Origin of the sequence: Propionivibrio soli (genome assembly GCF_025770765.1) — a bacterium.
GTDB classification, from domain to species: Bacteria; Pseudomonadota; Gammaproteobacteria; order Burkholderiales; family Rhodocyclaceae; genus Propionivibrio; species Propionivibrio soli.
On record NZ_JANZKY010000020.1, the window covers coordinates 21,069 to 44,107 of the forward strand.

24 protein-coding genes are annotated in these 23,039 nt (G+C 59.3%); 20 read left to right on the plus strand and 4 right to left on the minus strand.

The annotated features are described in order from the left end of the window. Nucleotides 1-106: 106 nt before the first annotated feature. The 4 genes from NZ453_RS19995 to ftsB all read left to right on the plus strand — a co-directional run bounded on the left by NZ453_RS19995 (nt 107) and on the right by ftsB (nt 4,382). Nucleotides 107-1,741, plus strand: a complete 1,635-nt coding sequence (locus NZ453_RS19995) for a CTP synthase (RefSeq protein ID WP_263772707.1) — start codon at nt 107-109, stop codon at nt 1,739-1,741. Next, nucleotides 1,738-2,574 (plus strand): 3-deoxy-8-phosphooctulonate synthase, encoded by an 837-nt coding sequence (kdsA, locus tag NZ453_RS20000; protein WP_263772708.1) that lies wholly within the window; start codon nt 1,738-1,740, stop codon nt 2,572-2,574. Before NZ453_RS19995 ends, kdsA begins: the two co-directional genes overlap by 4 nt. A 96-nt stretch (nt 2,575-2,670) precedes the next feature. Beyond that, on the plus strand, nt 2,671-3,954 hold the full coding sequence (gene eno / locus NZ453_RS20005) for a phosphopyruvate hydratase (protein ID WP_263772709.1): 1,284 nt from the start codon (nt 2,671-2,673) through the stop codon (nt 3,952-3,954). 98 nt (nt 3,955-4,052) lie between these two features. Then, nucleotides 4,053-4,382, plus strand: coding sequence for a cell division protein FtsB (gene ftsB / locus NZ453_RS20010; RefSeq protein WP_263772710.1), 330 nt, complete (start codon nt 4,053-4,055; stop codon nt 4,380-4,382). A gap of 38 nt (nt 4,383-4,420) precedes the next feature. Here ftsB and NZ453_RS20015 read toward each other — a convergent pair whose 3' ends face one another. Further along, the gene (locus NZ453_RS20015) at nt 4,421-5,125 is read right to left on the minus strand and encodes an SIMPL domain-containing protein (protein WP_263772711.1); all 705 of its coding nucleotides are present in this window, start codon (nt 5,123-5,125) and stop codon (nt 4,421-4,423) included. A 211-nt stretch (nt 5,126-5,336) separates the two neighbouring features. Between NZ453_RS20015 and NZ453_RS20020 the strand changes: the two genes are divergently transcribed. Both NZ453_RS20020 and NZ453_RS20025 read left to right on the plus strand, forming a co-directional pair. Continuing rightward, nucleotides 5,337-5,807: a peroxiredoxin gene (locus NZ453_RS20020; protein WP_263772712.1), complete on the plus strand. Its 471-nt coding sequence runs from the start codon at nt 5,337-5,339 to the stop codon at nt 5,805-5,807. Beyond that, nucleotides 5,804-6,298 carry an FKBP-type peptidyl-prolyl cis-trans isomerase gene (locus tag NZ453_RS20025; protein ID WP_263772713.1) on the plus strand — a complete coding sequence of 165 codons (495 nt, stop codon included), beginning with the start codon at nt 5,804-5,806 and terminating at the stop codon, nt 6,296-6,298. The genes NZ453_RS20020 and NZ453_RS20025 overlap by 4 nt, the downstream gene beginning before the upstream one ends. Nucleotides 6,299-6,403: 105 nt before the next feature. Here NZ453_RS20025 and NZ453_RS20030 read toward each other — a convergent pair whose 3' ends face one another. Continuing rightward, nucleotides 6,404-7,444 (minus strand): metallophosphoesterase family protein, encoded by a 1,041-nt coding sequence (locus tag NZ453_RS20030; protein ID WP_338051206.1) that lies wholly within the window; start codon nt 7,442-7,444, stop codon nt 6,404-6,406. 39 nt (nt 7,445-7,483) lie between these two features. Between NZ453_RS20030 and aroD the strand changes: the two genes are divergently transcribed. Then, a complete protein-coding gene (aroD, locus tag NZ453_RS20035; RefSeq protein ID WP_263772715.1) occupies nt 7,484-8,266 on the plus strand; it encodes a type I 3-dehydroquinate dehydratase in 783 nt (260 codons plus the stop codon). An 81-nt stretch (nt 8,267-8,347) separates the two neighbouring features. Here the strand turns inward: aroD and mutS are convergent, their stop codons facing one another. Together mutS and NZ453_RS20045 are read right to left on the minus strand one after the other, a co-directional pair. After that, entirely contained in the window at nt 8,348-10,936 is a 2,589-nt protein-coding gene (mutS, locus tag NZ453_RS20040; protein WP_263772716.1) for a DNA mismatch repair protein MutS, read from the minus strand. A gap of 230 nt (nt 10,937-11,166) precedes the next feature. Then, the gene (locus NZ453_RS20045; RefSeq protein WP_263772718.1) at nt 11,167-11,976 is read right to left on the minus strand and encodes an inositol monophosphatase family protein; all 810 of its coding nucleotides are present in this window, start codon (nt 11,974-11,976) and stop codon (nt 11,167-11,169) included. A gap of 139 nt (nt 11,977-12,115) precedes the next feature. Between NZ453_RS20045 and NZ453_RS20050 the strand changes: the two genes are divergently transcribed. From NZ453_RS20050 to NZ453_RS20110, 13 genes are all read left to right on the plus strand, one after another. Beyond that, nucleotides 12,116-12,886: an RNA methyltransferase gene (locus tag NZ453_RS20050; RefSeq protein WP_263772719.1), complete on the plus strand. Its 771-nt coding sequence runs from the start codon at nt 12,116-12,118 to the stop codon at nt 12,884-12,886. Between the two features lie 199 nt (nt 12,887-13,085). Then, nucleotides 13,086-13,838 (plus strand): serine O-acetyltransferase, encoded by a 753-nt coding sequence (cysE, locus tag NZ453_RS20055; protein ID WP_263772720.1) that lies wholly within the window; start codon nt 13,086-13,088, stop codon nt 13,836-13,838. A gap of 58 nt (nt 13,839-13,896) precedes the next feature. Next, the gene (gene iscR / locus NZ453_RS20060; protein ID WP_263772721.1) at nt 13,897-14,391 is read left to right on the plus strand and encodes a Fe-S cluster assembly transcriptional regulator IscR; all 495 of its coding nucleotides are present in this window, start codon (nt 13,897-13,899) and stop codon (nt 14,389-14,391) included. Nucleotides 14,392-14,394: 3 nt separating this feature from the next. Then, a complete protein-coding gene (locus NZ453_RS20065; RefSeq protein ID WP_263772722.1) occupies nt 14,395-15,552 on the plus strand; it encodes a cysteine desulfurase family protein in 1,158 nt (385 codons plus the stop codon). Between the two features lie 49 nt (nt 15,553-15,601). Next, nucleotides 15,602-16,813 (plus strand): IscS subfamily cysteine desulfurase, encoded by a 1,212-nt coding sequence (locus NZ453_RS20070; protein WP_275983312.1) that lies wholly within the window; start codon nt 15,602-15,604, stop codon nt 16,811-16,813. Between the two features lie 23 nt (nt 16,814-16,836). Then, on the plus strand, nt 16,837-17,220 hold the full coding sequence (iscU, locus tag NZ453_RS20075) for a Fe-S cluster assembly scaffold IscU (RefSeq protein WP_263772724.1): 384 nt from the start codon (nt 16,837-16,839) through the stop codon (nt 17,218-17,220). Nucleotides 17,221-17,257: 37 nt separating this feature from the next. Continuing rightward, on the plus strand, nt 17,258-17,581 hold the full coding sequence (gene iscA, locus NZ453_RS20080; protein WP_263772726.1) for an iron-sulfur cluster assembly protein IscA: 324 nt from the start codon (nt 17,258-17,260) through the stop codon (nt 17,579-17,581). A 131-nt stretch (nt 17,582-17,712) separates the two neighbouring features. Beyond that, nucleotides 17,713-18,240 (plus strand): Fe-S protein assembly co-chaperone HscB, encoded by a 528-nt coding sequence (hscB, locus tag NZ453_RS20085; protein WP_263772728.1) that lies wholly within the window; start codon nt 17,713-17,715, stop codon nt 18,238-18,240. A gap of 33 nt (nt 18,241-18,273) precedes the next feature. Continuing rightward, the gene (gene hscA / locus NZ453_RS20090) at nt 18,274-20,187 is read left to right on the plus strand and encodes a Fe-S protein assembly chaperone HscA (protein WP_263772729.1); all 1,914 of its coding nucleotides are present in this window, start codon (nt 18,274-18,276) and stop codon (nt 20,185-20,187) included. Continuing rightward, a complete protein-coding gene (gene fdx / locus NZ453_RS20095) occupies nt 20,184-20,525 on the plus strand; it encodes an ISC system 2Fe-2S type ferredoxin (protein WP_263772731.1) in 342 nt (113 codons plus the stop codon). Before hscA ends, fdx begins: the two co-directional genes overlap by 4 nt. A gap of 11 nt (nt 20,526-20,536) precedes the next feature. After that, a complete protein-coding gene (gene iscX, locus NZ453_RS20100; protein ID WP_263772732.1) occupies nt 20,537-20,731 on the plus strand; it encodes a Fe-S cluster assembly protein IscX in 195 nt (64 codons plus the stop codon). Next, nucleotides 20,728-21,117: a DUF2237 family protein gene (locus NZ453_RS20105; RefSeq protein WP_263772734.1), complete on the plus strand. Its 390-nt coding sequence runs from the start codon at nt 20,728-20,730 to the stop codon at nt 21,115-21,117. Before iscX ends, NZ453_RS20105 begins: the two co-directional genes overlap by 4 nt. A 287-nt stretch (nt 21,118-21,404) precedes the next feature. Continuing rightward, nucleotides 21,405-23,018 (plus strand): methyl-accepting chemotaxis protein, encoded by a 1,614-nt coding sequence (locus NZ453_RS20110; RefSeq protein WP_263772735.1) that lies wholly within the window; start codon nt 21,405-21,407, stop codon nt 23,016-23,018. Nucleotides 23,019-23,039: the final 21 nt, after the last annotated feature.

The window sequence follows — 23,039 nt, forward strand, 5'->3', positions numbered from 1 at the left end:
CTTGCGTTGTTCGGGAAGGTGACCGTGAGATGCCGTTCGCCGGGCCGATGTGTTGGCGCTTTACCTTTTTCGGCTACAATTCGGCTTTCCCGCTGCAGATATTTCCATGACCAAATACGTCTTCGTTACCGGCGGTGTGGTGTCTTCCATTGGCAAAGGCATCGCGGCTGCGTCGCTGGGAGCCATCCTCGAATCCCGCGGCATCAAAATTACCCATCTCAAGCTTGACCCTTACATCAACGTCGATCCAGGAACGATGAGTCCGTTCCAGCACGGCGAAGTCTTCGTAACCGAAGATGGCGCTGAGACGGACCTTGACCTCGGACACTATGAGCGCTTTACAAGCGCCAAGATGGGCAAGCGTAACAATTTCACGACCGGCCAGATCTACGAGGCTGTGATCAAGAAGGAACGGCGCGGGGAATACCTCGGCAAGACCGTGCAAGTGATCCCGCACATCACCGATGAGATCAAAGCCCACATCCGGCGTGGCGCGGAGGGCGCCGATGTGGCAATCGTCGAGGTCGGGGGTACGGTGGGCGACATCGAGTCGTTGCCGTTCCTCGAAGCGATCCGGCAAATGGGGTTGCAGGAAGGGCGCAACAACGCCTGTTTCATGCATTTGACGCTCCTGCCTTATATCCCGACCGCCGGTGAGCTGAAAACGAAACCGACCCAGCACTCGGTAAAGGAGTTGCGCGAGATCGGTATTCAGCCGGACATCCTGCTCTGTCGGGCGGATCGACATATCCCGGAGGACGAGAAAGGTAAGATCGCGCTCTTCTGCAACGTGCAGCGGGAAGCGGTTATCGAGGTTCTCGACTCGGACTCCATTTACAAGATTCCGGGCATGTTGCACGACCAGATGCTCGATGAGATCGTCTGCCACAAGCTCAACATCCTGGCGCGGGCGGCTGATCTTTCGGTCTGGAAAAACCTCGTCTACTCGCTGGAGCATCCGGAGCACACGGTCAATATCGCGTTCGTCGGCAAGTACGTCGATCTCACCGAATCGTACAAGTCACTGAGCGAAGCCTTGGTGCACGCGGGCATCTATACGCGTTGCAAAATCAAGATCAACTACATCGACTCCGAAGAGATCGAGAGCAAGGGTTGCGAAGTGTTGAAAAACATGGACGCGATCCTCGTTCCCGGCGGGTTTGGGCGGCGTGGAACGGAAGGCAAGATTGCCGCCGTCCGCTATGCCCGGGAGAACAAAGTACCTTATCTCGGCATCTGCCTTGGCATGCAACTCGCCGTTGTCGAATACGCGCGCGACGTTGCCGGTATGGCAGGAGCCCACAGTACGGAATTTGAAAAAACGTCGCCGTATCCAGTGGTCGCTTTAATCACCGAATGGCAGGATGCGTCGGGCCGGATCGAGAAGCGCGACGAGCATTCCGATCTCGGGGGGACGATGCGCCTCGGTGGCCAGCTCTGCAAGCTTGGTGACGGGACGCTGGCGCGGGAAATCTACGGGCGGAACGAAATCGTCGAGCGCCATCGCCATCGTTACGAGGTGAACAACAATCTGCTCGGAGAACTGGAGGCGAGCGGTCTCATCGTTTCCGGCCGGGCTCCCGGGACCGAGCTCTGCGAAATGATTGAACTGCCGAAATCGGAACACCCTTGGTTCGTTGGCTGCCAGTTCCACCCCGAGTTCACCTCGTCGCCGCGTACCGGACATCCGCTTTTCACATCGTTCGTGCGTGCCGCGGTGGACTACAAGGCGCGGGCATGAGGCTCGGCGACTTCGAGGTCGGCCTCGACAAGCCGCTGTTCCTGATCGCCGGTCCATGTACGGCGGAATCCCTCGAGTTGTGTGTCGAGGTTGCGGGGCAGATGAAGGAGATCTGCGCCCGTCTCGGCGTTCCTTACATCTTCAAGGCTTCGTACGACAAGGCGAATCGCACTTCGGGCAAGTCGGTGCGAGGGCCGGGTATCGACGAGGGGCTGCGCATGTTGAGCGAGGTCCGGCGCCAAATCGGCGTGCCGGTACTGACCGACGTCCATGCCGAGGATGAGGTTGCTGCCGTTGCCGCCGTAGTGGACGTGCTGCAGACGCCGGCGTTCCTATGCCGCCAGACGGACTTCATTCACGCGGTAGCTGCATGTGGCAAACCCGTGAACATCAAGAAAGGCCAGTTCCTCGCACCTGGGGATATGAAGCACGTCGTTGCGAAGGCCAAAGAAGCCAATCATGGCGCCGATACGATCATGGTTTGCGAGCGCGGGGCGTCGTTTGGCTACAACAACCTGGTTTCCGACATGCGCGGCTTGGCTATCATGCGCGAGACCGCGTGCCCTGTGGTTTTCGATGCCACTCACTCAGTCCAATTGCCGGGCGGGCAGGGGTCGGTCTCGGGCGGGCAGCGCGAATTCGTTCCGGTACTGGCCCGGGCGGCAGTGGCGGTGGGTATTGCCGGCCTCTTCATGGAGACGCATCCGCGTCCCGAACAAGCCTTTTCGGACGGTCCGAACAGTTGGCCATTGCGGCGCATGGAGAGCCTTTTGACCACCTTGGTGGCGCTTGATCGTCTGGTCAAGAGCAGCGCCCTCGAGGAGGTGCGATAATCGCGCCGGCTGTGAAGCCAGGATCACTCGAAGAACGAGGCCAATAGTTCGAGAAGCGGTTACGCTGTGCATCATCTTTAGAACAAAGGAAGACATATGAGCTCTGTTGTTGATGTCGTCGCTCGGGAAATTCTCGATTCGCGCGGCAACCCGACGGTCGAATGCGACGTGCTGCTCGAGTCGGGCGTCATGGGACGTGCCGCCGTGCCTTCCGGTGCCTCCACGGGATCGCGCGAAGCCATCGAACTTCGAGATGGGGACGCTACGCGTTACTCGGGCAAGGGGGTCATGCAGGCGGTGGAGAACGTCAATACCGAGATTGCCGAGGCGATCATTGGACTCGATGCGCAAGAACAGGCATTCATCGACCAGACCCTGATTCAGCTCGACGGCACCGACAACAAATCGCGCCTTGGTGCAAACTCGATCCTGGCTGTCTCGATGGCAGTGGCTAAAGCGGCAGCCGAGGAATCCGGGCTTCCGCTGTATCGCTATTTTGGCGGGTCGGGCCCGATGCAGATGCCGGTGCCCATGATGAACATCATCAACGGCGGTCAGCACGCGAACAACAGCCTCGATTTCCAAGAGTTCATGATCCTGCCGGTGAGTCAGGGATCGTTCCGTGAGGCGCTGCGTTGCGGTGCCGAGGTCTTTCATGCGCTCAAAAAGCTGCTCGACAAGAAAGGCTTCCCAACGGCGGTCGGCGATGAAGGCGGGTTTGCGCCGAATCTCGGTAGCCACGCCGAGGGTCTCCAACTCGTCGTCCAGGCGATCGAAGCGGCTGGATACTTTCCGGGAGAGGACGTGCTCATCGGCCTCGACTGCGCCGCCTCGGAGTTTTATCGCGACGGCAAGTACCACTTGCAGGGCGAGGGGCTGCAGCTTACTTCCGCACAGCTCGTCGATTATCTAGCCAATCTCGCCGACACGTTCCCGATCGTATCGATCGAAGACGGCATGGCGGAAGGCGATTGGGAGGGCTGGAAGCTTCTCACCGAGCGTCTCGGCGATACCGTTCAGATTGTCGGCGACGACGTGTTCGTGACCAACACGCGCATTTTCAAAGAAGGTATCAAGCAGGGCATCGCCAATTCGATCCTGATCAAGATCAACCAGATCGGTACACTCTCAGAAACGTTTGCAGCCATCGAGATGGCGAAGCGGGCCGGATATACCGCAGTCATCTCTCATCGCTCTGGGGAAACCGAGGACAGCACGATCGCCGATATTGCGGTCGGGATGAACGCTCTGCAAATCAAGACCGGTTCGTTGTCCCGGTCTGACCGTATTGCCAAGTACAACCAGCTCTTGCGCATCGAAGAAGATCTCGGCGATACCGCTGGGTACCCCGGGCGCGACGCCTTCTACAATCTTCGGTGAACCCTTCCAGGATAATGGCGCGCCGCTCCGAAGATGGGCTGTCGGAGGGCGTCGTCGGAAGCACCTTCCTCCACCTTCCTCGTTAGGCGGCGCCAAAAATGCGTTGGCTCTCCGTTGCGCTGGTCGCCTTGCTCGCCTTGTTGCAGTACCCGCTATGGATCGGAAAGGGTGGGTGGCTTCGCGTCTGGGACGTCGACCACCAGCTGCAGCAACAGAAGGAGGCGAACAAGCAACTTGAGGTCCGCAACGGTGGCCTTGACGCCGAAGTGCGTGACCTCAAGCAGGGCTACGACGCGATTGAGGAACGCGCACGCTTTGAACTGGGCATGACCCGGCAAGACGAAGTGTTTGTCCAGATACCCGAGAAACCAACGCCGCCGCAAGCTGAAAAAAAACCTTCATCGCCACAGACCGGCGGTAAACCGTAAGGTCGATCAGCTTTTCTCCGTCGGTTGTCAGCGAAGGCTCACTGCAGTTCGACTTGCCCCGAGACGCTGACGCTTATCTGCGATTCCCCAGCTTCCACCGGCATAGGCGCGATCTCGGACGCCATTGTCTTCGGTGCCGCCCGGAACATCGGTTGGACGATGCGGCCATCTGTATTGACAGAAATCTGCTTGATCCGGTAGGGCTTGCCCAGAGCTGACGCCAACACGTTGGCGCGTTCGCGAAAGGCGGCTAAAGCGTCCAGCATAGCCGCGTCCTCGGCCTTCTTGCGCGTCTCCGGCGACGGCTCCATGACGAGGTTGGAGACCCCGAGTGTGGCTTGCAGCTTGCCGAGGAGCTCGGATAGCGCGCCCGTGTCGCGCGATTCGAGCGCGAGTTGGGAGCGCATCCGCCACGATTCGATTTTTCCGTTTTTTGCGTAAACAGGATAGGTATTGGTTCCGCCGCTCTGTGTTTTCACAGATGCGTACCCATTCGCTATCCGCAGTGCGTTTGCAATCTGACTATTGACTTGCGCCGCTAGCTCCCCTGGCGTCACTCCAGCAGCTTCCGCGGAAACTACTGCGCGAACCAGATCATTTGCCGCTGGTCGACTGGCTTCGGCGGCTAGCTCGACGATCGTTGGTTCTGCGACGACCGGCGCGGCGGCAAATATCGCGAGTAAGGGTAGTGCGCGAATCGGCAGGAATAATTGGGGAGTGTTGCGAAGGATACGGTAAAACATGGGTGTCCTTTTGCGTGATGGCCGAATCTTTTACAAGACCTGCGGTCTTTGCGAAGGTTCTGAAAAACGAGAATCGGATAGCCGGAATTTTCACGTCTATTGTAGCGTTGGAAACGGGCTGATTTGTTATAGTCAGCCGCAGGAAGCTTGGTTAGAATCCGCCTGACCCGACCGCCGGTGGTGCTGAGGGTCGGGTCACTGAGGAGGCAGAATGCTGAAAGCTGGACAGGCGGCTCCGATGTTTGTTCTTCCGGACGCAGACATGGAGTCGGTAGACATTGCTGAGTTTCAGGGCAAGAACAACGTCATATTGTTCTTCTACCCACGAGACGACACGCCTGCCTGCACGCTGGAAGCAACCGATTTCTCCGATCACGAGGACGAGTTTTCGCGGCATGGTTGCGTCGTCATGGGTATCAGCCGGGACGATTGCATCAAGCACGCGGAGTTCCGCGACAAACACGGCATTTCCGTGCGCTTGCTTTCCGACGAGGATGGGGCAGCGTGCGAGAAGTACGGCGTATGGCAGGCGAAGGAAGTGGATGGCGTCAAGAAGCACGGCATCGTCCGTTCCACCTTTGTCATCGACAAACAGGGCGTACTCCGACTGGCGCTTTACGGGGTGAACGCGAAGGGCCACGCGCTTGAAGTATTACGCGCAGTTAAGGAACTCAATCGATGAATATGCAGGTTGCAAAAAATACGGTCGTCACGCTTGACTACAACGTGACCGACCCGGATGGCGAGTTGGTTGATGCCGGAGAAGAGCCATTGGTCTACCTGCACGGTGGATACGACGACATCTTTCCGATGATCGAGGAGGCCGTCCAAGGCAAGGCGGTCGGTGAGACGGTTGTCGTGAAAATGCAGCCCGACGATGCGTTTGGCGAATACGATGCGCAACTCGTGCAGATTGAGCCGCGCAAGGATTTCCCTAAAGAACTGCAGGTGGGAATGCAGTTTGAAGGATTGCCGGAAGGCGGCGACGAGGACGAAGCGATCATTTATCGCGTAACCGATATTGCCGACGACCGAGTAGTGCTGGATGGCAATCACCCGCTCGCCGGCATGGCGCTTGTGTTTACGTGCACCGTCACGTCGGTTCGGCCGGCAAGTGCTGATGAGATCGCGCACGGCCACCTGCACGATGGAGACTGCGACCACGACGACTGAACGTCGACCGGCGCCCGGCGCGTCTGGGGTTAAAGGAGATTCTTCCCGATTGCCGGTGCTCGGGAGCTGTAAGGGGGTCGTTTTTTAGGCCCGTTCAGACCCAGTTCAGTCGGCTCGTGCCCCTGTACCTTGGCGCGGCGTATAGCTGCGCACTTCAAATCTGAATAGGCCCGATGCGTCGGTGTCGATAAATACTTTTACCCATCCCATGAACGGATAACCAAACGTTTCGAGGCGGGTGAAGTTTGCGATAGGTTGGTGGGTACCCGGGTGTCGTAAAGGATGATCGATGCGTTGCCAATGGGTGTCGCCGTGGATGAGCAGGACTTGTCCTGAAAACGCGAGGGTTTCCCGGCGCAAGGTCTCGAGCAACTCTCGATAGCCTTCATGAGGCAGTCCGGCCGCAAAATGATCAAAGCTCGGATTCCCTTGCATCAGAATAACGATGCCCGCCAGCTTTTCGCCCCGAGCATCCGAGAAGGCGCCCTTCATCCAGTCAATGACCTTCGGGTTCCGCGTCTTGAATTCACGCGCGGGCACTTTCCGCCGCCCGAAATTGTTGTCCGGCCCGGGAACATTGAGAGATACAAAAAGCACAGGGCCCAGGCGCCATGACATATGCTCGGGCATTCCGGGCTGTTGGGTGACCGGAATACGTTTTTTTCCGAGCGAGTAAGGTTGCGAGAAGAAGATTTCTCGCAGTTTGTCCAAACGCTCCAATTCGTCGTAACCGCCCGCGATCACCCGCCTGCAATCCGTCCACTCGTTGTCGCCCGGAGCAAAAATGAACGGAACGGGCGAAGCGTCAAAGACAGCATGGCGGTCGCGAAAAAGCTCGTCGGAGCAGCGTTCATTGCTGTGCTTGATATCGCCTGCGTGGACGATGAGTTCGGGATACTCAGCCGCGATTTCGTCGATCATGCGCGGTAGTTCCCGGCGCTCGTAATCGCTATAAGGAATATCCCCAATCGCAGCGAATCGCCAAGTCTCGGCCGGAGACAGTACCGGCAAACACAAGCAGAAGGCGAGCAAGGCAAGGCGCAGCATTTCCTGGGGAGTGATTGCTGAGCCGTATCGAGCGAAACGTTCTTTGATGGCGTTGGCGCGTGCGCGCGTGGCAAATCCGGGCGAGGTAGAATCGGACATCAGGACCGTTATTTACAGAGGATAGGGAGGGAACGAGGTATGAAGCAGCCAAAACCGATCTGCGTTCGCGGCAGGCCGCTCGGCGATGGGACGCTGCCCGTCATCATTACGCCGCTCGTGGGCAAGACCCAAGCGGGGATCCTGGACGAGGTCGCCGCCATTGTGCCAAAAAAACCGGATCTGCTCGAATGGCGGGTTGATTTCTTTGAAAGGATTGGTGAGCCCCAGGTCGTGGTTGAAACGGCGCTTGCCATACGCCGTGCCGCTCACGACATACCCGTTCTCCTCACGCGTCGCAATGTGACGGAGGGGGGCAACCCTATCCCGATCGGCGAGCCGCAAGTGTTGGCGATGTACGTTGCGGCCTGCGAGGCGGAGTGCGTCGAATTGATCGACTACGAGCTCTCCAACGCACAGGAAGACTTCAAGCGGCTGCGCGACGTATCGTCCGCGCATGGCATCACCATGATTGCGTCGTACCACAACTTTCAGATGACGCCGGATGCTGCCACGCTGGATGGCAAGTTTGCCGCCGCAGAGAAGGCCGGCGCCGACGTCGCGAAGGTCGCCGTCATGCCGCAGAATCCCAACGATGTGCTGGCGCTCCTGGAGGCTACGTCTCGCGCCAGCCAAGCGATCCGTCTGCCGCTGATCACGATGTCGATGGGCGGCGTTGGGTCGCTTTCGCGCATGATGGGATGGGTGTACGGATCAGCGGCGACATTTGCGGTCGGCAAGAGCAGTTCGGCCCCGGGGCAGGTCGCCATCGAGGATTTGCGCTTGGTCTTGTCGACGGTACGCAAAGCCGTGACCGGCGCCTGAATCCGTTTCTATCTGGTGACTCGCCTTGGGTCCTGGTTCCGCCGGGGAGCGCTGCCGCAGGCGCGCTCCCTTTTCCTCTGCTTAAGAGGCGAGTTTCTTTAACTCGTAAAGGGCGTCGAGCGCTTGCTTGGGGGTCAGCTCGTTGGGATCGATCCCCGATAGCCGTTCCAGTGCGGGATGCGGCGGTTCTTCCGCCGGTTCAGGAACAGCGGCGAATAGATCGGGTTGCAATGGATTGATCGACGCACGCTGTTCGAATTCCCGCAATTGCCGCCGCGCGGCTTTGACGACGGACACCGGGATACCAGCGAGCGCCGCGACCTGAATTCCGTAACTCTGGTTAGCCGGTCCTTCCTCGACCGCGTGCAGGAATACGATGCGCTCGCCGTGTTCGACCGCGTCGAGATGAACGTTGGCGAGTTCGGCGTATTCGTTGGCGAGCAACGTCAATTCAAAGTAGTGCGTGGCAAACAGCGTGAGCGCGCGATTCTTCTCGACGAGGTGGCGGCAGATCGCGAATGCCAGAGCCATGCCGTCGAACGTGGACGTTCCGCGTCCAACTTCGTCCATCAACACGAGGCTCTTTTCGGTGGCGTGATGCAGGATCGCGGCAGATTCCGTCATTTCGACCATGAACGTCGAACGTCCGGAGGCGAGGTCGTCTGAGGCGCCGATGCGCGTGAATATTTGGTCGATCGGGCCAAGCACGACGCGACGGGCCGGGACGAAGGCCCCCACATGCGCCATTAGCGCGATGAGCGCCGTCTGCCGCATGTACGTCGATTTGCCGCCCATGTTCGGACCCGTGATAAGGAGCAGGCGGCGTCCGTCTCCGAGCTTCGTATCGTTGGCGATGAAGCTCTCGCCGCCTGCGAGTTCGCCTTCGACGACCGGGTGGCGGCCGGCTTCGACGAAAAGTCCCGGCTCAGTCGAAAACAGCGGACGACAGTAGTTACGCGTGACGGCGATTTCTGCAAAGGTGCCAATCAGATCGAGGTGCGCGATCGCGCGTGCGATACGCTGTAGGGTTTGCAGTTCGCTTTGCAGCGCCTCGAGCACTCCGTCGTAGAGCATCTTCTCACGCGCGAGCGCCCGGTCCTGTGCCGAGAGCGCTTTGTCCTCGAAGGTCTTCAGTTCGGGCGTGATGTAGCGCTCGGCGTTTTTCAGCGTCTGCCGGCGGCGATAGTCGTCGGGAACCTTGGCCGTGTTGGCATGCGTGATTTCAATATAGAAACCATGTACGCGGTTGTATTCGACTTTCAGGTTGGCAATGCCCGTACGCTCTCGTTCGCGAGTTTCAAGATCGACGAGGAAAGCGCCGCAGTTCTCGTTCAGGGCGCGTAATTCGTCAAGTTCGGTATCGAACCCGCGGGCTATGACGCCACCGTCGCGAATCAGCGCCGCCGGCTCGGCAAGAATGGCTCGGCCGAGCAGGTCGAGCGCGCTTTCCGGTGTTGCCAGTTCTCCATGCAGTTCCACCAGCAGCGGCGCGGGTGTTTCGGCGATCGGCCGCCGGAGTTCGGCAAGGCGTGCGAGGCTGTCGCGCAGACTGGAAAGATCGCGCGGACGAGCACTGTAGAGCGCAATGCGACCGGCAATGCGTTCGACGTCGGCGAAGCCGCGCAGTGTTTGCCGCAGTTCGCGCAGGGGAACGCCGTTCTCATCGATCAGCGCTTCTATCGCTGCGTGGCGAGCGGATGGAATCGCCGGATCGCGGAAAGGATGGTGCAGGGCGTGACGCAGTGCCCGCGAACCCATCGACGTGACGCAAACGTCAAGCAAGCTGCACAACGTAGGTGCGGGTTGCCCGCGAAGGGTCTCGGTCAGTTCAAGGTTGCGCCGAGTTGCTGTATCGATGCCGAGAAACGTGCCGTCGCATTCGACGATTAGCGCTTGCACGTGCGGCAGTGCCCGCGCCTGCGTCGCCTGAGCATAGCGCAGGAGTGCGCCGGCCGCTGCCAACGCCGGGCGCAGACCGTCCGCTCCGAAGCCAGCCAGCGAGGCGGTGCGGAAGTGGGTGCAGAGGTCGCGCACCGCCGCTTCACTGTCGAAGTGCCAGTCGGGTTGGCGTGTGACTGTTGCATCGGGATCGATCGGCAGCTCCGTACTTTCGCCGATGACGATTTCTGCCGGCCGGATTCGATCGAGCGTCGGTGCAAGTTTGTCATGTGCGACCTCGCAAACGCGGAATTCGCCGCTCGCCAAGTTCAGCCAGGCGAGCCCAGCGGTTTGACGAGACAAAGCGACAGCCAGCAGAAGTACGTCGCGTTTTTCATCCAGCAGCGCGGCGTCCGTCAGCGTGCCGGGGGTTACGATGCGGGAGACCGCTCGTTCGACTGGGCCTTTCGATGTGGCTGGATCGCCGATCTGCTCGCAGATGACGACCGATTCACCGAGCTTGACGAGCCGCGCGAGATACGGCTCGAGCGCATGATGTGGGACGCCGGCCATCTTGATCGGCACACCGGCACTCTGCCCGCGGGTCGTTAGCGTGATGTCGAGCAGTCGCGCCGCCTTTTCCGCGTCGTCGTAGAACAGCTCGTAAAAATCCCCCATACGGTAGAACAGCAGCAAGCCCGGGTATTGCGCCTTGAGCCGCAAGTACTGCTGCATCATCGGCGTATGCTTTTCGAACTCGTCGGTTTGTGGCTTCTGCACGCTGTCCCTCATGGCCGCTTTCTGGCGTTGAGCAATCCTGATCCTCTCGGGGAGAGACGGGTCATGCCGCCTGAATGCCGAGAAAAAGGCCAAGATTATTGGCCGCGATACCTCGAATGGCAAGCCGCGCCGCAAGGCGGTGCTGTATTCAATCGGCTACGCTTGCGGTCTCGCCAAGTCTCAGCCGTCACGGTTAAAGCTTCGCGGGATGGCTGGCGCAAAGAGTCCGCGTCGTTAAAGCCTCAAGCCGTGAGCGCAGGCGTACGGTGGTTGTCGATCACCTGCAATATCTGCGAGAAGATCCGCGGTGTGCCGGCGATGATATTCCCGGTCTTGAGGTGGGTGTCTCCGCCCGCAAGGTCGCCGACCAGCCCACCGGCCTCGGTGATAAGCAGGCAGCCGGCGGCGGCGTCCCAAGGCATGAGGCCGAACTCCCAGAATCCGTCTAGCCGCCCGCAGGCAACATACGCGAGGTCGAGCGCAGCTGACCCGGCACGGCGCACGCCGGAGGATCGCTGCGTGAACTCCTTGAACGTGGCGAGGTACGGATCGATATGGTCGAAAACGCGGAACGGGAACCCCGTACCGAGCAGCGCGCTTTCGAGCTTTAAGCACTTGCTCACGCGGATGCGACGTTCATTCAAGTAGGCCCCGCCGCCCTTGCTGGCCGTGAACATTTCATTGCGCAGGGTGTCGTAAATAACGGCTTGGTTGAGCTGTCCCTTGTGCGCAAGGGCGATTGAAACCGCGTATTGCGGGAACCCGTGAATGAAATTGGTGGTGCCGTCGAGCGGATCGATGATCCATTGATACTCGCTGCCCGAGCCCACGCCGTCTGCGCTGCCCGACTCTTCTGCTAGAATCCCGTAGTCGGGATACGCCTCGCGCAACACCTCGATAATCGCGGCTTCCGCGGCCTTGTCTACTTCTGTAACGAAGTCGCTTTGCCGTTTGGCGGTGACCTTCAAATGCTCCACATCCTGTGAAGCGCGGTTGATGATCTGGCTGGCCCGGCGCGCGGCCTTGACCATGATGTTCAGAGCTGGATGCATGGGTGTCTTCTAGAAAAAGCCGCTGGCAGCCATCTAGGGCGGGGCTGCCGAAGTCGTTGTGCGGAATCGCGTATTTTAATATGAACCGACCCCCTTCGTCTCTCTGGTCACCCTTTGGGCTGTTTCCGTAGCCGTATCCATGCCGCACACCAACATCAATATCTCCCTCCGTTCTGAACTCTTTGCCCGGGTACGCATCGTTTTGTCCCATACCAGCCATCCGGGAAACATCGGTGCCGCCGCGCGCGCAATGAAGACGATGGGGCTCTCTCGTCTCTTTCTGGTGAACCCGAAATCTTTCCCCGATGTGCAAGCCTCCGCGCGTGCAGCGGGTGCCGATGACGTGCTATCTCGCACGACCGTTTGCGCGAGCCTGGACGAGGCGCTAGCCGGGACGATTTTTGCTGTCGCTGTGTCCGCTCGTCACCGTAATTTGGGCCCAGAACCCGTGTCAGCCCGCGATGCAGGGCCGGAGTTGCTGGCCGCCGCGGAGCGAGGCGACGTGGCACTCGTTTTTGGCAACGAAACGGCAGGACTGTCGAATGCTGAGGTGCAGCGCTGCCAGAAAACCGCTTTCATTGCAGCCAACCCTGAGTACAGTTCCTTGAATCTAGGCGCCGCTGTTCAGGTGCTCTGCTATGAACTCCGCCAGGCGGCATTTGCCGGAAAGCCCCCGATTGTTACGAAGGCTGTGCCATTTTCCTCGCCGCTCGCGGGTAATGATGACCTCGAGCGTTTCTATGCGCACCTTGAGCGGGTCATGGTGAGAACACGTTTTCTCAATCCGCAGCAGCCACGGCGCTTGATGTCGAAGCTGCGTCGTCTTTTTGGACGCGCCGCCGTGGAGCGCGATGAAATGAACATCCTACGGGGCATCCTCGACTCCGTGGAAAAGTGCCTTCCCGACTGATCTCGATAGTTTCAGCAAGCCGGCGGACAAAGGCGACGGTTATCGCGTGTTTTCGAGTGCTGTTCGTTCTTATTCCGGCGGCCAATGGCTTGTTCCCCTCTCGGCAAGGCCGATTAACCCCGGTTCTCGGTGGAATGATTGATCAAATCACTCGGGTATTCTAGAATTACCCATTAGGCTCAAATGGAGAATCAGACTCATGTTCAGCCGCCTGCGTGAAGATATCCGCTCGGTATTTGCGCGCGACCCTGCAGCGCGCAACACGTGGGAAGTGCTCACCTGTTATCCGGGCGTTCACGCGGTATTGATGTATCGCTTGGCCCATTGGTTCTGGCTCCGTCGGTTGCGTTGGCTCGGTCGCTTCGTTTCGCATCTGGCGCGTTTTTTCACCGGAATAGAAATTCACCCCGGCGCGACGATCGGTCGGCGGTTCTTCATCGACCACGGAATGGGTGTAGTAATCGGCGAAACGGCCATCGTCGGAGACGATGTGACGCTCTATCACGGTGTGACCCTCGGCGGAACGTCGTGGAACAAAGGCCGTCGGCATCCGACCCTGGAGGACGGTGTGGTGATTGGAGCTGGGGCAAAAGTCCTCGGCCCGATAACGGTGGGTACCCGAGCAAAAGTTGGGTCGAACGCGGTGGTGGTCAAGGAAGTCCCTCCGGGAACTACGGCGGTTGGCAACCCGGCCCGCATCATCGAGCCCGGCCAGGCACAGAAGCGGGAAGAGAAGGCAACACAGATGGGCTTTTCCGCGTACGCACTTTCAGGTAACGATGACGATCCACTGGCCAAGGCGATCCACGGTTTGCTCGACCACGCGGTGGAAACTGATCGACGGCTGGAGGTTCTGGTCAAGAAACTCGAAAGTCGTGGTGTATGTACCGAGGATGAATTGGCAACAGCCGACACGTTTGATCCAAAATACCTGAGTAAAATAGTTGACTAATGAGTCGAACTTGTCGCATAGTTGACTGGTCTTATCGGGTATTGACAGGAGGCACTCTATGAGGTTGACCACGAAAGGGCGTTTCGCCGTTACCGCGATGATCGATCTTGCGCTGCACGGCAGCGACGGTCCCGTAACGCTGGCCGGCATCAGCGATCGACAGAAGATTTCGCTGTCTTACCTGGAGCAGTTGTTCGGCAAGCTGCGTCGGCACAATCTCGTAGAAAGCGTGCGGGGCCCCGGCGGCGGATATTGCCTTGCGCGCCCGGTGGAACAAATGACCGTTGCGGACATCATCCGGGCAGTCGATGAGTCGCTCGATGCGACGCAGTGCGGCGGCAAGGAGAATTGTCGCGATGAGGACCGTTGTATGACCCATGAACTGTGGTCGACCCTCAATTTCAAGATGTACGAATACCTTACCTCGGTAACTCTGGCAGACCTCGTGCAGAAACAACTGAGTAAGGTAAGCGGTGATGTTGCGGTCCTGAAGGACGCACGCGGAACGCATCCGAATGTCGGCAGCAGCAGGACGGTCGCTGCCGCTGCGTAAGTCATGTTTGCTCCGGTTTACCTCGATCACAACGCTACGACGCCTATAGATCCACGGGTGCTGGAGCGTATGCGACCGTGGCTGAGTGAGCAATTCGGTAATGCATCGAGCCGGCATGAATATGGGCGTGCAGCGCGGCGGGCCATCGACGAAGCGCGTGAGCAGGTTGCTGCGGCTGTTGGCGCTCATTCCACCGAAATTGTTTTCACAAGCGGTGGTTCAGAGGCAAACAACCTGTTCATCAAAGGTGCGGCTGCTTGGTACAGGCCGGGAATCGTTGCCGTGAGCGCCATTGAACACCCCTGTGTCATGAGACCCGCTGAGCAGTTGGCGCGGCATGGCTGGACATTGCGCCGGATCGGAGTGGGCGCCGAAGGACGAGTTCAGGCCGGCGACTACTCCGCCGTGTTGGCCGAGAAGCCGGTCTTGGTGTCCGTCATGGCGGCGAACAACGAAACAGGTGTTTTGCAGGACGTAGCCAGTTTGGCGCCCGAGGCACGAAAAGCGGGCGCGGTATTCCACACGGACGCCGTGCAAGCTTTCGGAAAGATTCCGATTGATTTTCGCGCGCTGAACGCGGCCGGCGTGTACGCGCTAACGCTTTCGGCACACAAGATCGGCGGTCCGAAAGGGGCCGGTGCCTTGGTGATGGACAAACGGCTGGAGCTTGAACCACTTATCGCGGGCGGAGGTCATGAGCGTGGCTTGCGCTCGGGTACCGAGAACGTCGCGGCGATCGTTGGCTTTGGGGCGGCATGCGAGTTCGCCGCAGAACGCTTGGCAGTGACGCAACGGCAGTTGTCCGACCTGCGAGGCGCCTTGGAGGATGGACTCTTGAGGATGGGGGCGATGTTATTCGGGTCCGGTGCTCTGCGCCTGCCGAACACGACCTATTTCTCGTTGCCGAACATTGACGGGGAGACGCTGGTTGGCCAGTTGGACCGGGCCGGATACGCCGTAGCCAGCGGTGCGGCGTGCTCAAGTGCCAATCCGGAACCGTCGCACGTACTGAGGGCGATGGGCATTGAGCCGGGGCTTGCGCGCGGAGCGGTGCGGGTAAGCCTGGGAGCGGGGAACAATGACAAGCACGTACAGGGTTTTTTGGACACGTTGCGGGAAACGGTGGCGAAACTGCATGGAATGACCGCCCTCGTGGCCTGAAAGGGCGCACCAACGGAAAGTAATACCAATAATGAATGGAGCTAAAACAATGTTGAAACTGCCGATCTACCTAGATTATTCGGCAACGACTCCGGTTGATCCTCGGGTCGCGGAAAAGATGATTCCTTACCTCGTTGAGAAATTCGGCAATCCCGCCTCGCGATCACACGCTTTCGGGTGGGAAGCCGAGGCCGCCGTCGAGGAGGCGCGCGAGGAGGTGGCGCGTCTGGTGAATGCGGATCCTAAGGAAATCGTATGGACCTCCGGCGCGACCGAGTCCGACAACCTCGCGATCAAGGGCGCGGTTCATTTCTATTCGAGCAAGGGCAAGCACGTCATCACGGTGAAGACGGAGCACAAGGCCGTCCTCGATACCTGCCGGGAACTCGAGCGCCAAGGTTTCGAAGTAACCTACCTCGACGTGCAGGAAAATGGTTTGATCGACCTCGATACGTTCAAGGCGGCGCTGCGCCACGACACGATCCTTGTCTCGGTGATGTTCGTGAACAACGAGATCGGCGTTATCCAGCCGATTGAGGAGATCGGCGAGATTTGTCGGGAGAAGGGAATCATCTTCCATGTCGACGCGGCTCAAGCGACTGGCAAAGTGGATATCGATCTTGGTAAGTTGAAGGTCGATCTGATGAGCTTCTCGGCCCACAAAACCTATGGACCGAAAGGTATCGGTGCGCTCTATGTGCGGCGCAAACCGCGCGTACGGCTGGAGTCTCAAATGCACGGAGGTGGTCACGAGCGCGGCTTCCGCTCTGGAACGTTGCCGACGCACCAGATTGTCGGTATGGGCGAGGCCTTCCGCATTGCCCGTGAGGAAATGGCGGTCGAGAATAAACGTATCGGCGCGCTACGCGACCGCTTGCTGAAAGGCCTTTCGGACATCGACCATGTGTTCGTCAACGGCGACCTCGAACATCGCATTCCGCATAACCTCAACGTGAGCTTTGCCTATGTCGAGGGTGAGTCGATGCTGATGGCGATCAAGGATCTCGCCGTTTCGTCGGGATCGGCCTGCACCTCGGCGTCGCTCGAACCGTCGTATGTCCTGCGGGCCCTTGGCCGTGACGACGAACTCGCGCATAGCTCGATTCGCTTCACGCTCGGCCGTTTCAACACCGAGGAAGAAGTTGACTATGCGATCAAGTTGCTGCGCGAGAAGATCGGCAAGTTGCGCGAGCTTTCGCCGTTGTGGGAAATGGTGCAGGAAGGCGTCGACCTGAACACCGTGCAGTGGGCGGCGCACTGATTTGAAACACAGGAGAATTGGCAATGGCTTATAGCGAAAAAGTCCTCGATCATTACGAGAATCCGCGCAACGTAGGCTCTTTCGGCAAGGAAGAGGAGGGCGTGGCCACCGGGATGGTCGGTGCGCCGGCGTGTGGCGACGTAATGAAACTCCAGATCAAGGTCGGCAAGGATGGAGTGATTGAGGACGCGAAGTTCAAGACCTACGGCTGTGGTTCGGCGATCGCTTCGTCGTCCCTGGTCACCGAGTGGGTAAAAGGCAAGACAATCGATCAAGCCCTCGAAATCAAGAACACTCAAATCGCCGAGGAACTTGCCTTGCCGCCGGTGAAGATCCACTGTTCGATCCTTGCCGAGGATGCGATCAAAGCGGCCGTTGCGGATTACAAGAAGAAGCACACCGAGTAAGTCCCGGTGGCTGGTATTTCATAAGGAGATAAAGCAAATGGCGGTAACGCTTTCCGAAAAGGCGGCAAAACACGTAGCCTCCTACATGGCCAAGCGGGGTAAGGGGATTGGCCTGCGCCTTGGTGTACGCACAAGCGGGTGTTCCGGTGTTGCGTACAAGCTGGAGTTTGCCGATGCGGCCGAACCCGACGATGTCGAGTTCGAGTCTCATGGCGTAAAGATTCTGATCGATGCAAAAAGCCTTCCTTACCTTGACGGAACGGAACTGGACTATGCGCGCGAAGGCTTGAGCGAGGGATTCAAATTCAACAACCCGAACGTCAAGGACGCGTGCGGTTGCGGAGAGAGCTTTAGCGTCTGACGATGCGCAGCGCGGCTGTTTGGTGGCGACCAGAATGCCAACGCGTCCAGCCTGCGGGGATATAGCGACGTTTTGTCCTGCCTAGGCTACCGAGGCAGATCGCAGTCAAGTAATAACACCATAATACGACCATGGACTTTTCGGCCGATCATTTTTCGCTGTTCGGGCTTCCGCAGACTTTCCGGCTTGACGATGCGGGGCTCGACAAGCGCTATCGCGAAATCCAGGCACAAGTGCATCCTGACCGTTTCGCGAGTGCCGGCGACACGGAACGCCGCCTGTCCCTGCAGAATGCGACACGAGTAAACGAGGCCTACCAGACGCTCAAGAAGCCGTTGTTGCGGGCCCAATACCTCCTGGGATTGGCGGGGCACGATCTGGATACAGAGAGCAATACGGCGATGCCGCCGGAGTTCCTGATGGAACAGATGGAATGGCGCGAAGCCGTGGCCGAGGCGCGCCTTGCCCGGGACCTGGACGAGCTCGAGCAACTTCATCATCGTGTGAAACAGCGGATGAACAGCCGCTATGAGCAGCTGGCCAATCTGCTCGACGATCAACGCAAGTACGCGGCGGCGGCGGATCGGCTGCGCCGTCTGATGTTTCTCGAAAAGCTGCTGGCAGAAATCGACGACGCGATGGCCGCGCTCGAAGCGTAGACCGCGGCATACAATCGGAAAGAAAAACACGGCATGGAACTCTTGCAAATCGCAGAGCCGGGGCAATCGGCGGCGCCGCATCAGCACAAACTCGCGGTCGGTATCGACCTCGGTACAACGAACTCGCTAGTCGCCACCGTACGTAGTGGACTCTCCGTGGTCATCAGCGACGAACTCGGGCGACCGTTGTTGCCGTCGGTGGTGCGTTATCTTCAAGACGATGTTCCTGCCAAGGTTGGCTACGAGGCCAAGGACGCCCAGGCGCTTGACCCGCGTAATACCATTTCGTCGGTCAAGCGTTTCATGGGGCGAGGACTGAAAGACATCGCCCACCGTGAGTCGATGCCTTACGATTTCGAAGACAGCGCCGGCATGGTTAGGGTGCGTACCGTCGCGGGCAGCAAAAGCCCGGTCGAAGTGTCCGCCGAAATTCTCAAGACTCTTCGTGAACGCGCGGAGGCATCGCTTGGTGGCCAGCTTGTCGGCGCGGTAATTACCGTTCCGGCTTATTTCGACGACGCGCAGCGGCAAGCGACCAAGGACGCGGCGAAGCTCGCGGGCTTATCGGTGCTTCGCCTGCTCAATGAGCCGACGGCGGCAGCGATCGCGTACGGACTTGATAATGCGGCCGAGGGGGTCTACGCCGTCTATGACCTCGGCGGCGGTACCTTCGACATATCGATTCTCAACCTGTCGCGCGGCGTCTTCGAGGTTATGTCCACGGGGGGGGATTCCGCCCTTGGCGGCGACGATTTCGACCAGCGCATTTTCTGCTGGATTCTTGAAGCTGCAAAATTGCAGCCGCTGTCCGCCGAAGATGCCCATGTTCTACTAACCTGTGCGCGTGAAGCCAAAGAATACCTGACGCAGCATGGCGTGGCCCCGATCAGAGCGCGCCTGAATAGCGGTGAAATCGTCGATCTCAAATTGACGACGGAAGTGTTTACCGAGATTACCCGGACGCTCGTCACCAAGACGATCCAGCCGGTCAAGAAGGCTCTGCGTGATGCCGGCCTTACTGTGGACGACGTCAAAGGCGTGGTCATGGTAGGCGGGGCGACGCGCATGCCGCAGATTCAACGGGCTGTGGGCGAATTCTTCAAGCAAGAACCGCTCAATAACCTTGACCCGGACAAGGTCGTTGCACTCGGTGCGGCTGCCCAAGCCAATCTGCTTGCCGGTAATCGCGCGGCTGGCGATGAGTGGCTGCTGCTCGACGTAATCCCGCTTTCGCTGGGGCTTGAGACGATGGGGGGGCTGGTCGAGCGCATTATCCCGCGCAACTCGACCATTCCGGTTGCCCGGGCGCAAGAGTTCACGACATTCAGGGATGGGCAAACGGCGATCGCCATCCACGTCGTGCAGGGGGAGCGCGAACTCGTTTCCGACTGCCGTTCGCTAGCCCGCTTTGAACTGCGCGGGATTCCACCGATGGTCGCCGGTGCCGCCCGCATTCGTGTCACGTTCCAAGTAGACGCCGACGGCCTGTTGTCCGTCAGCGCTCGCGACTCGACCTCGGGCGCGGAAGCGAGCGTTACGGTCAAGCCGTCCTACGGCCTTTCAGACGACGAAATCGCGAATATGCTGAAGGATTCGCTCGCGCACACCAAGGACGACGCGCAACGCCGCGCCTTGAAGGAAGCGCAGGTAGAGGCGCAGCGATTGATCGAGGCGGTTCGCTCTGCATTGAAGAACGATGCGGATCTGCTGGTAGCCGAGCAACAGTCGGCGATCGAGACAGCGATCGCCAAATTGCAGGCGGCCATGCTCGGCGAGGAGCGCCGCGACATAACGCTGGCGATGGACGCGGTGGAAGTCGCGACGCGCGACTTTGCTGCACGGCGAATGGATAAATCGATTCGCCGTGCGTTTGCCGGCAAGACGGTCGACGAGATCGGGGTGATCAGTGAATCGGAAGACAACAAACACATGGGAGAGCACGCATGACGCAAGTGGTTGTATTGCCGCATGTCGAGCTTTGCCCCGAAGGAGCGGTCATTGAGGCCCGCGCCGGCGAGTCGTTGTGCCAAAACTTGTTGGAAAACGGAATTGCTATCGAGCATGCGTGCGAGATGTCGTGCGCTTGCACGACCTGTCACGTGATTGTGCGCGAAGGCTTTGCTGGGCTTGAGCCGTCCGAGGAAGAAGAAGACGACTTGCTGGACAAGGCATGGGGTCTGGAGCCAAATTCGCGGTTGTCCTGCCAGACCATCGTCAATGAAACACCTCTCGTTGTCGAGATTCCGCGGTACTCGATCAACATGGCGAAAGAAGGCAAGCGATAGGAGTCATAGCGATGAAATGGACAGATACTCAAGAGCTTGCCGTCGAACTCTCCGAAGCGCATCCCGACGTCGACCCCCTCAAAGTCAATTTTGTGGACCTCATGAATTGGGTGGCCGCCTTGCCTGGATTCAACGACGATACAAAATACTGCGGTGAGAAAATTCTCGAGGCGATTCAGCAAGCCTGGATCGACGAAGTGGCATGAAGTCCGACGAGTTTGGCGGCGTTCAACGCAACGTTCTGGGCGGTCCGCTTGGCGTATGCAGTAACCGGCCAATGACCGGTTTTTTTCGCGACGGCTGCTGTAATACCGGCCCACAGGACATTGGAAGTCACACGGTCTGCGTGCTGCTTACTGATGAGTTCCTGGCGTTTTCCAAGGCCCGGGGCAACGACCTCTCGACGCCGCGTCCTGAGTTTGAGTTTCCAGGTCTGAAAGAGGGCGATCGGTGGTGCCTGTGTGCGGCTCGGTGGCAAGAAGCGCTAGTGGCCGGTAAAGCGCCTCGCGTGGTGCTGAACGCGACGAATGAAGCGGCGCTCGAAGTCGTGCGTCTCGAAGACTTGAAGCGCTACGCGATCGATTTATCGTAGCTTGCAGCGGGTCACGACGGCGTCCTGCCGTTTTGCTTTCCTCGGCATCGAATTTCGAAAGTGCGTGCATTGTGCTGCCGCCGCTTCTGTCTCTGCGCCGTTGGGATATTCGGTACAAGCGCTATAAAGTCCGGCCGGTTTGTGTCGTGATTGTGTCAATTGCTTGCCGCGACTAGTGCGCGGCGGATGGATGGGGTACGATGCCCCGGATTGCTCAGCGCGGCATCAAGACCATCGACGCGTTGGGGAAAAACCGAGCGTTCACAAGGAAACACAGGGGGCTGCAAATGTTGATCAGCAGGAAAGTATGGCTTTTGGTCGGGATTGCGATGGCGACGTGCGGCGCCGTTTCGACGTTTGGGCTGTACGGGCTAAAGAGCGTCAATTCGAACATGGTCGAGGTCGCCGGAACATCCGTTCCCGCGCTGATGAAGGTCAGCAGCATGCGGAGCGACTATCTTGCCCTTATCCCCCAGTTGTACGAGCGCGCGAGCCTAGGCGCGGACGAGAAGGGCAAAGGCCTGCAAGAAAAGATTGAAGCCGGGAATCAGAACCTCCTCAAGCAGATCGGCGAGTTTGGGGAACATGTGACCAACGAAGAGGAAAAGAAGGCTCTGGACGAGGCCAAGATGGGCCTCATTTCGTTCGTTACACGGATGCGTTCGATCGGATCGCTTGCCGGCACGGGAGAGACCCAACTTGCCATGGATATGATCCAGCGTGACTTCGGCCCTCTCCACCAACGCCTCTCCGCCGCCTTCGACGAACTCGTGAAGATCAACGTCACCAACGTCAACGCCGTGGCGGCCTCCGCCGAATCGGCCTTCACGCGGACCCTGGCCATCACCCTCTCCGCCGCCGTACTCGGCGTCGCCGTCATCGGCGTCATGGGCTTCTTCTTCGGCCGCTCCATCACCGGCCCGCTTGGCGCCATGCAACGCGCCATCACCCGCACCGCCAACGAACTCGACTTCCGCGACACCATTGCCGTCACCTCCAACGACGAAGTCGGCCGCACCTTGCACGCCTACAACGAACTCCTCACCCGCCTACGCAGCAGCTTCAGCGAAGTTCAGGCCGCCGCCGCCCGCATGGCCGCCATCACCGACGAAGTCAACACCACCTCCAGCGAAATCGCCGAAAACTCCCAAGCCCAGAGCGACGCCTCCTCCGGCATGGCCGCCGCCATCGAAGAACTCACCGTCAGCATCTCCATGGTCGCCAACCAAGCCCAGGACGCCAGCCACAACACCCAAGCCTCCCGCGACAAAGCCGACCAAGGCGCCGACGTCATCTTCTCCACCGTCCACGGCATCCAGACCATCTCCGACTCCGTGCGCGAAGCCTCCGGCCGCATCGAAGCCCTGCGCAACGACAGCGAAAGCATCTCCTCCGTCGCCAACATCATCAAAGAGATCGCCGACCAGACCAACCTCCTCGCCCTCAACGCCGCCATCGAAGCCGCCCGCGCCGGCGAACAAGGGCGCGGCTTCGCCGTCGTCGCCGACGAAGTGCGCAAACTCGCCGAACGCACCTCCAAATCCACGCAAGAGATCTCCACCCTCCTGCAACAGATGCAAGGCAGCGCCAAACAAGCCGTCGACAGCATGGTCGCCGCCGTACGCGAAGTCGACGTCGGCGTCGAGAACGCCCAACGCGCCGGCGAATCCATCCAAAGCATCAAAGAAGGCTCCAACTCCGTCGTTGGCGCCGTCGAAGAGATCAGCGAAGCCGTGCGCGAACAGAGCGCTGCCAGCACCTCCATCTCCCAGCGCATCGAACAGATCGCCCAGATGACCGAGCGCAACACCGCGGCGGCCGAGAGCACCGCCCAGGCCGTGCATCGCATGAGCGAGATGAGCCGCGAGATCGCCCAGGCCCTGGCGGTGTATAAGGTCTAGACGACCGACGACCTGACTCTC

Coding starts and splice junctions, on each gene's coding strand:
- cysE (WP_263772720.1), top strand. CDS start 13,086: ATGTTCAGCCGCCTGCGTGAAGATATCCGCTCGGTATTTGCGCGCGAC.
- NZ453_RS20070 (WP_275983312.1), top strand. CDS start 15,602: ATGTTGAAACTGCCGATCTACCTAGATTATTCGGCAACGACTCCGGTT.
- NZ453_RS20025 (WP_263772713.1), top strand. CDS start 5,804: ATGAATATGCAGGTTGCAAAAAATACGGTCGTCACGCTTGACTACAAC.
- NZ453_RS20065 (WP_263772722.1), top strand. CDS start 14,395: ATGTTTGCTCCGGTTTACCTCGATCACAACGCTACGACGCCTATAGAT.
- hscA (WP_263772729.1), top strand. CDS start 18,274: ATGGAACTCTTGCAAATCGCAGAGCCGGGGCAATCGGCGGCGCCGCAT.
- NZ453_RS20050 (WP_263772719.1), top strand. CDS start 12,116: ATGCCGCACACCAACATCAATATCTCCCTCCGTTCTGAACTCTTTGCC.
- NZ453_RS19995 (WP_263772707.1), top strand. CDS start 107: ATGACCAAATACGTCTTCGTTACCGGCGGTGTGGTGTCTTCCATTGGC.
- NZ453_RS20015 (WP_263772711.1), bottom strand. CDS start 5,125: ATGTTTTACCGTATCCTTCGCAACACTCCCCAATTATTCCTGCCGATT.
- NZ453_RS20045 (WP_263772718.1), bottom strand. CDS start 11,976: ATGCATCCAGCTCTGAACATCATGGTCAAGGCCGCGCGCCGGGCCAGC.
- iscU (WP_263772724.1), top strand. CDS start 16,837: ATGGCTTATAGCGAAAAAGTCCTCGATCATTACGAGAATCCGCGCAAC.
- eno (WP_263772709.1), top strand. CDS start 2,671: ATGAGCTCTGTTGTTGATGTCGTCGCTCGGGAAATTCTCGATTCGCGC.
- hscB (WP_263772728.1), top strand. CDS start 17,713: ATGGACTTTTCGGCCGATCATTTTTCGCTGTTCGGGCTTCCGCAGACT.
- mutS (WP_263772716.1), bottom strand. CDS start 10,936: ATGAGGGACAGCGTGCAGAAGCCACAAACCGACGAGTTCGAAAAGCAT.
- iscX (WP_263772732.1), top strand. CDS start 20,537: ATGAAATGGACAGATACTCAAGAGCTTGCCGTCGAACTCTCCGAAGCG.
- fdx (WP_263772731.1), top strand. CDS start 20,184: ATGACGCAAGTGGTTGTATTGCCGCATGTCGAGCTTTGCCCCGAAGGA.
- ftsB (WP_263772710.1), top strand. CDS start 4,053: ATGCGTTGGCTCTCCGTTGCGCTGGTCGCCTTGCTCGCCTTGTTGCAG.
- NZ453_RS20105 (WP_263772734.1), top strand. CDS start 20,728: ATGAAGTCCGACGAGTTTGGCGGCGTTCAACGCAACGTTCTGGGCGGT.
- NZ453_RS20020 (WP_263772712.1), top strand. CDS start 5,337: ATGCTGAAAGCTGGACAGGCGGCTCCGATGTTTGTTCTTCCGGACGCA.
- iscA (WP_263772726.1), top strand. CDS start 17,258: ATGGCGGTAACGCTTTCCGAAAAGGCGGCAAAACACGTAGCCTCCTAC.
- NZ453_RS20110 (WP_263772735.1), top strand. CDS start 21,405: ATGTTGATCAGCAGGAAAGTATGGCTTTTGGTCGGGATTGCGATGGCG.
- kdsA (WP_263772708.1), top strand. CDS start 1,738: ATGAGGCTCGGCGACTTCGAGGTCGGCCTCGACAAGCCGCTGTTCCTG.
- NZ453_RS20030 (WP_338051206.1), bottom strand. CDS start 7,444: ATGTCCGATTCTACCTCGCCCGGATTTGCCACGCGCGCACGCGCCAAC.
- aroD (WP_263772715.1), top strand. CDS start 7,484: ATGAAGCAGCCAAAACCGATCTGCGTTCGCGGCAGGCCGCTCGGCGAT.
- iscR (WP_263772721.1), top strand. CDS start 13,897: ATGAGGTTGACCACGAAAGGGCGTTTCGCCGTTACCGCGATGATCGAT.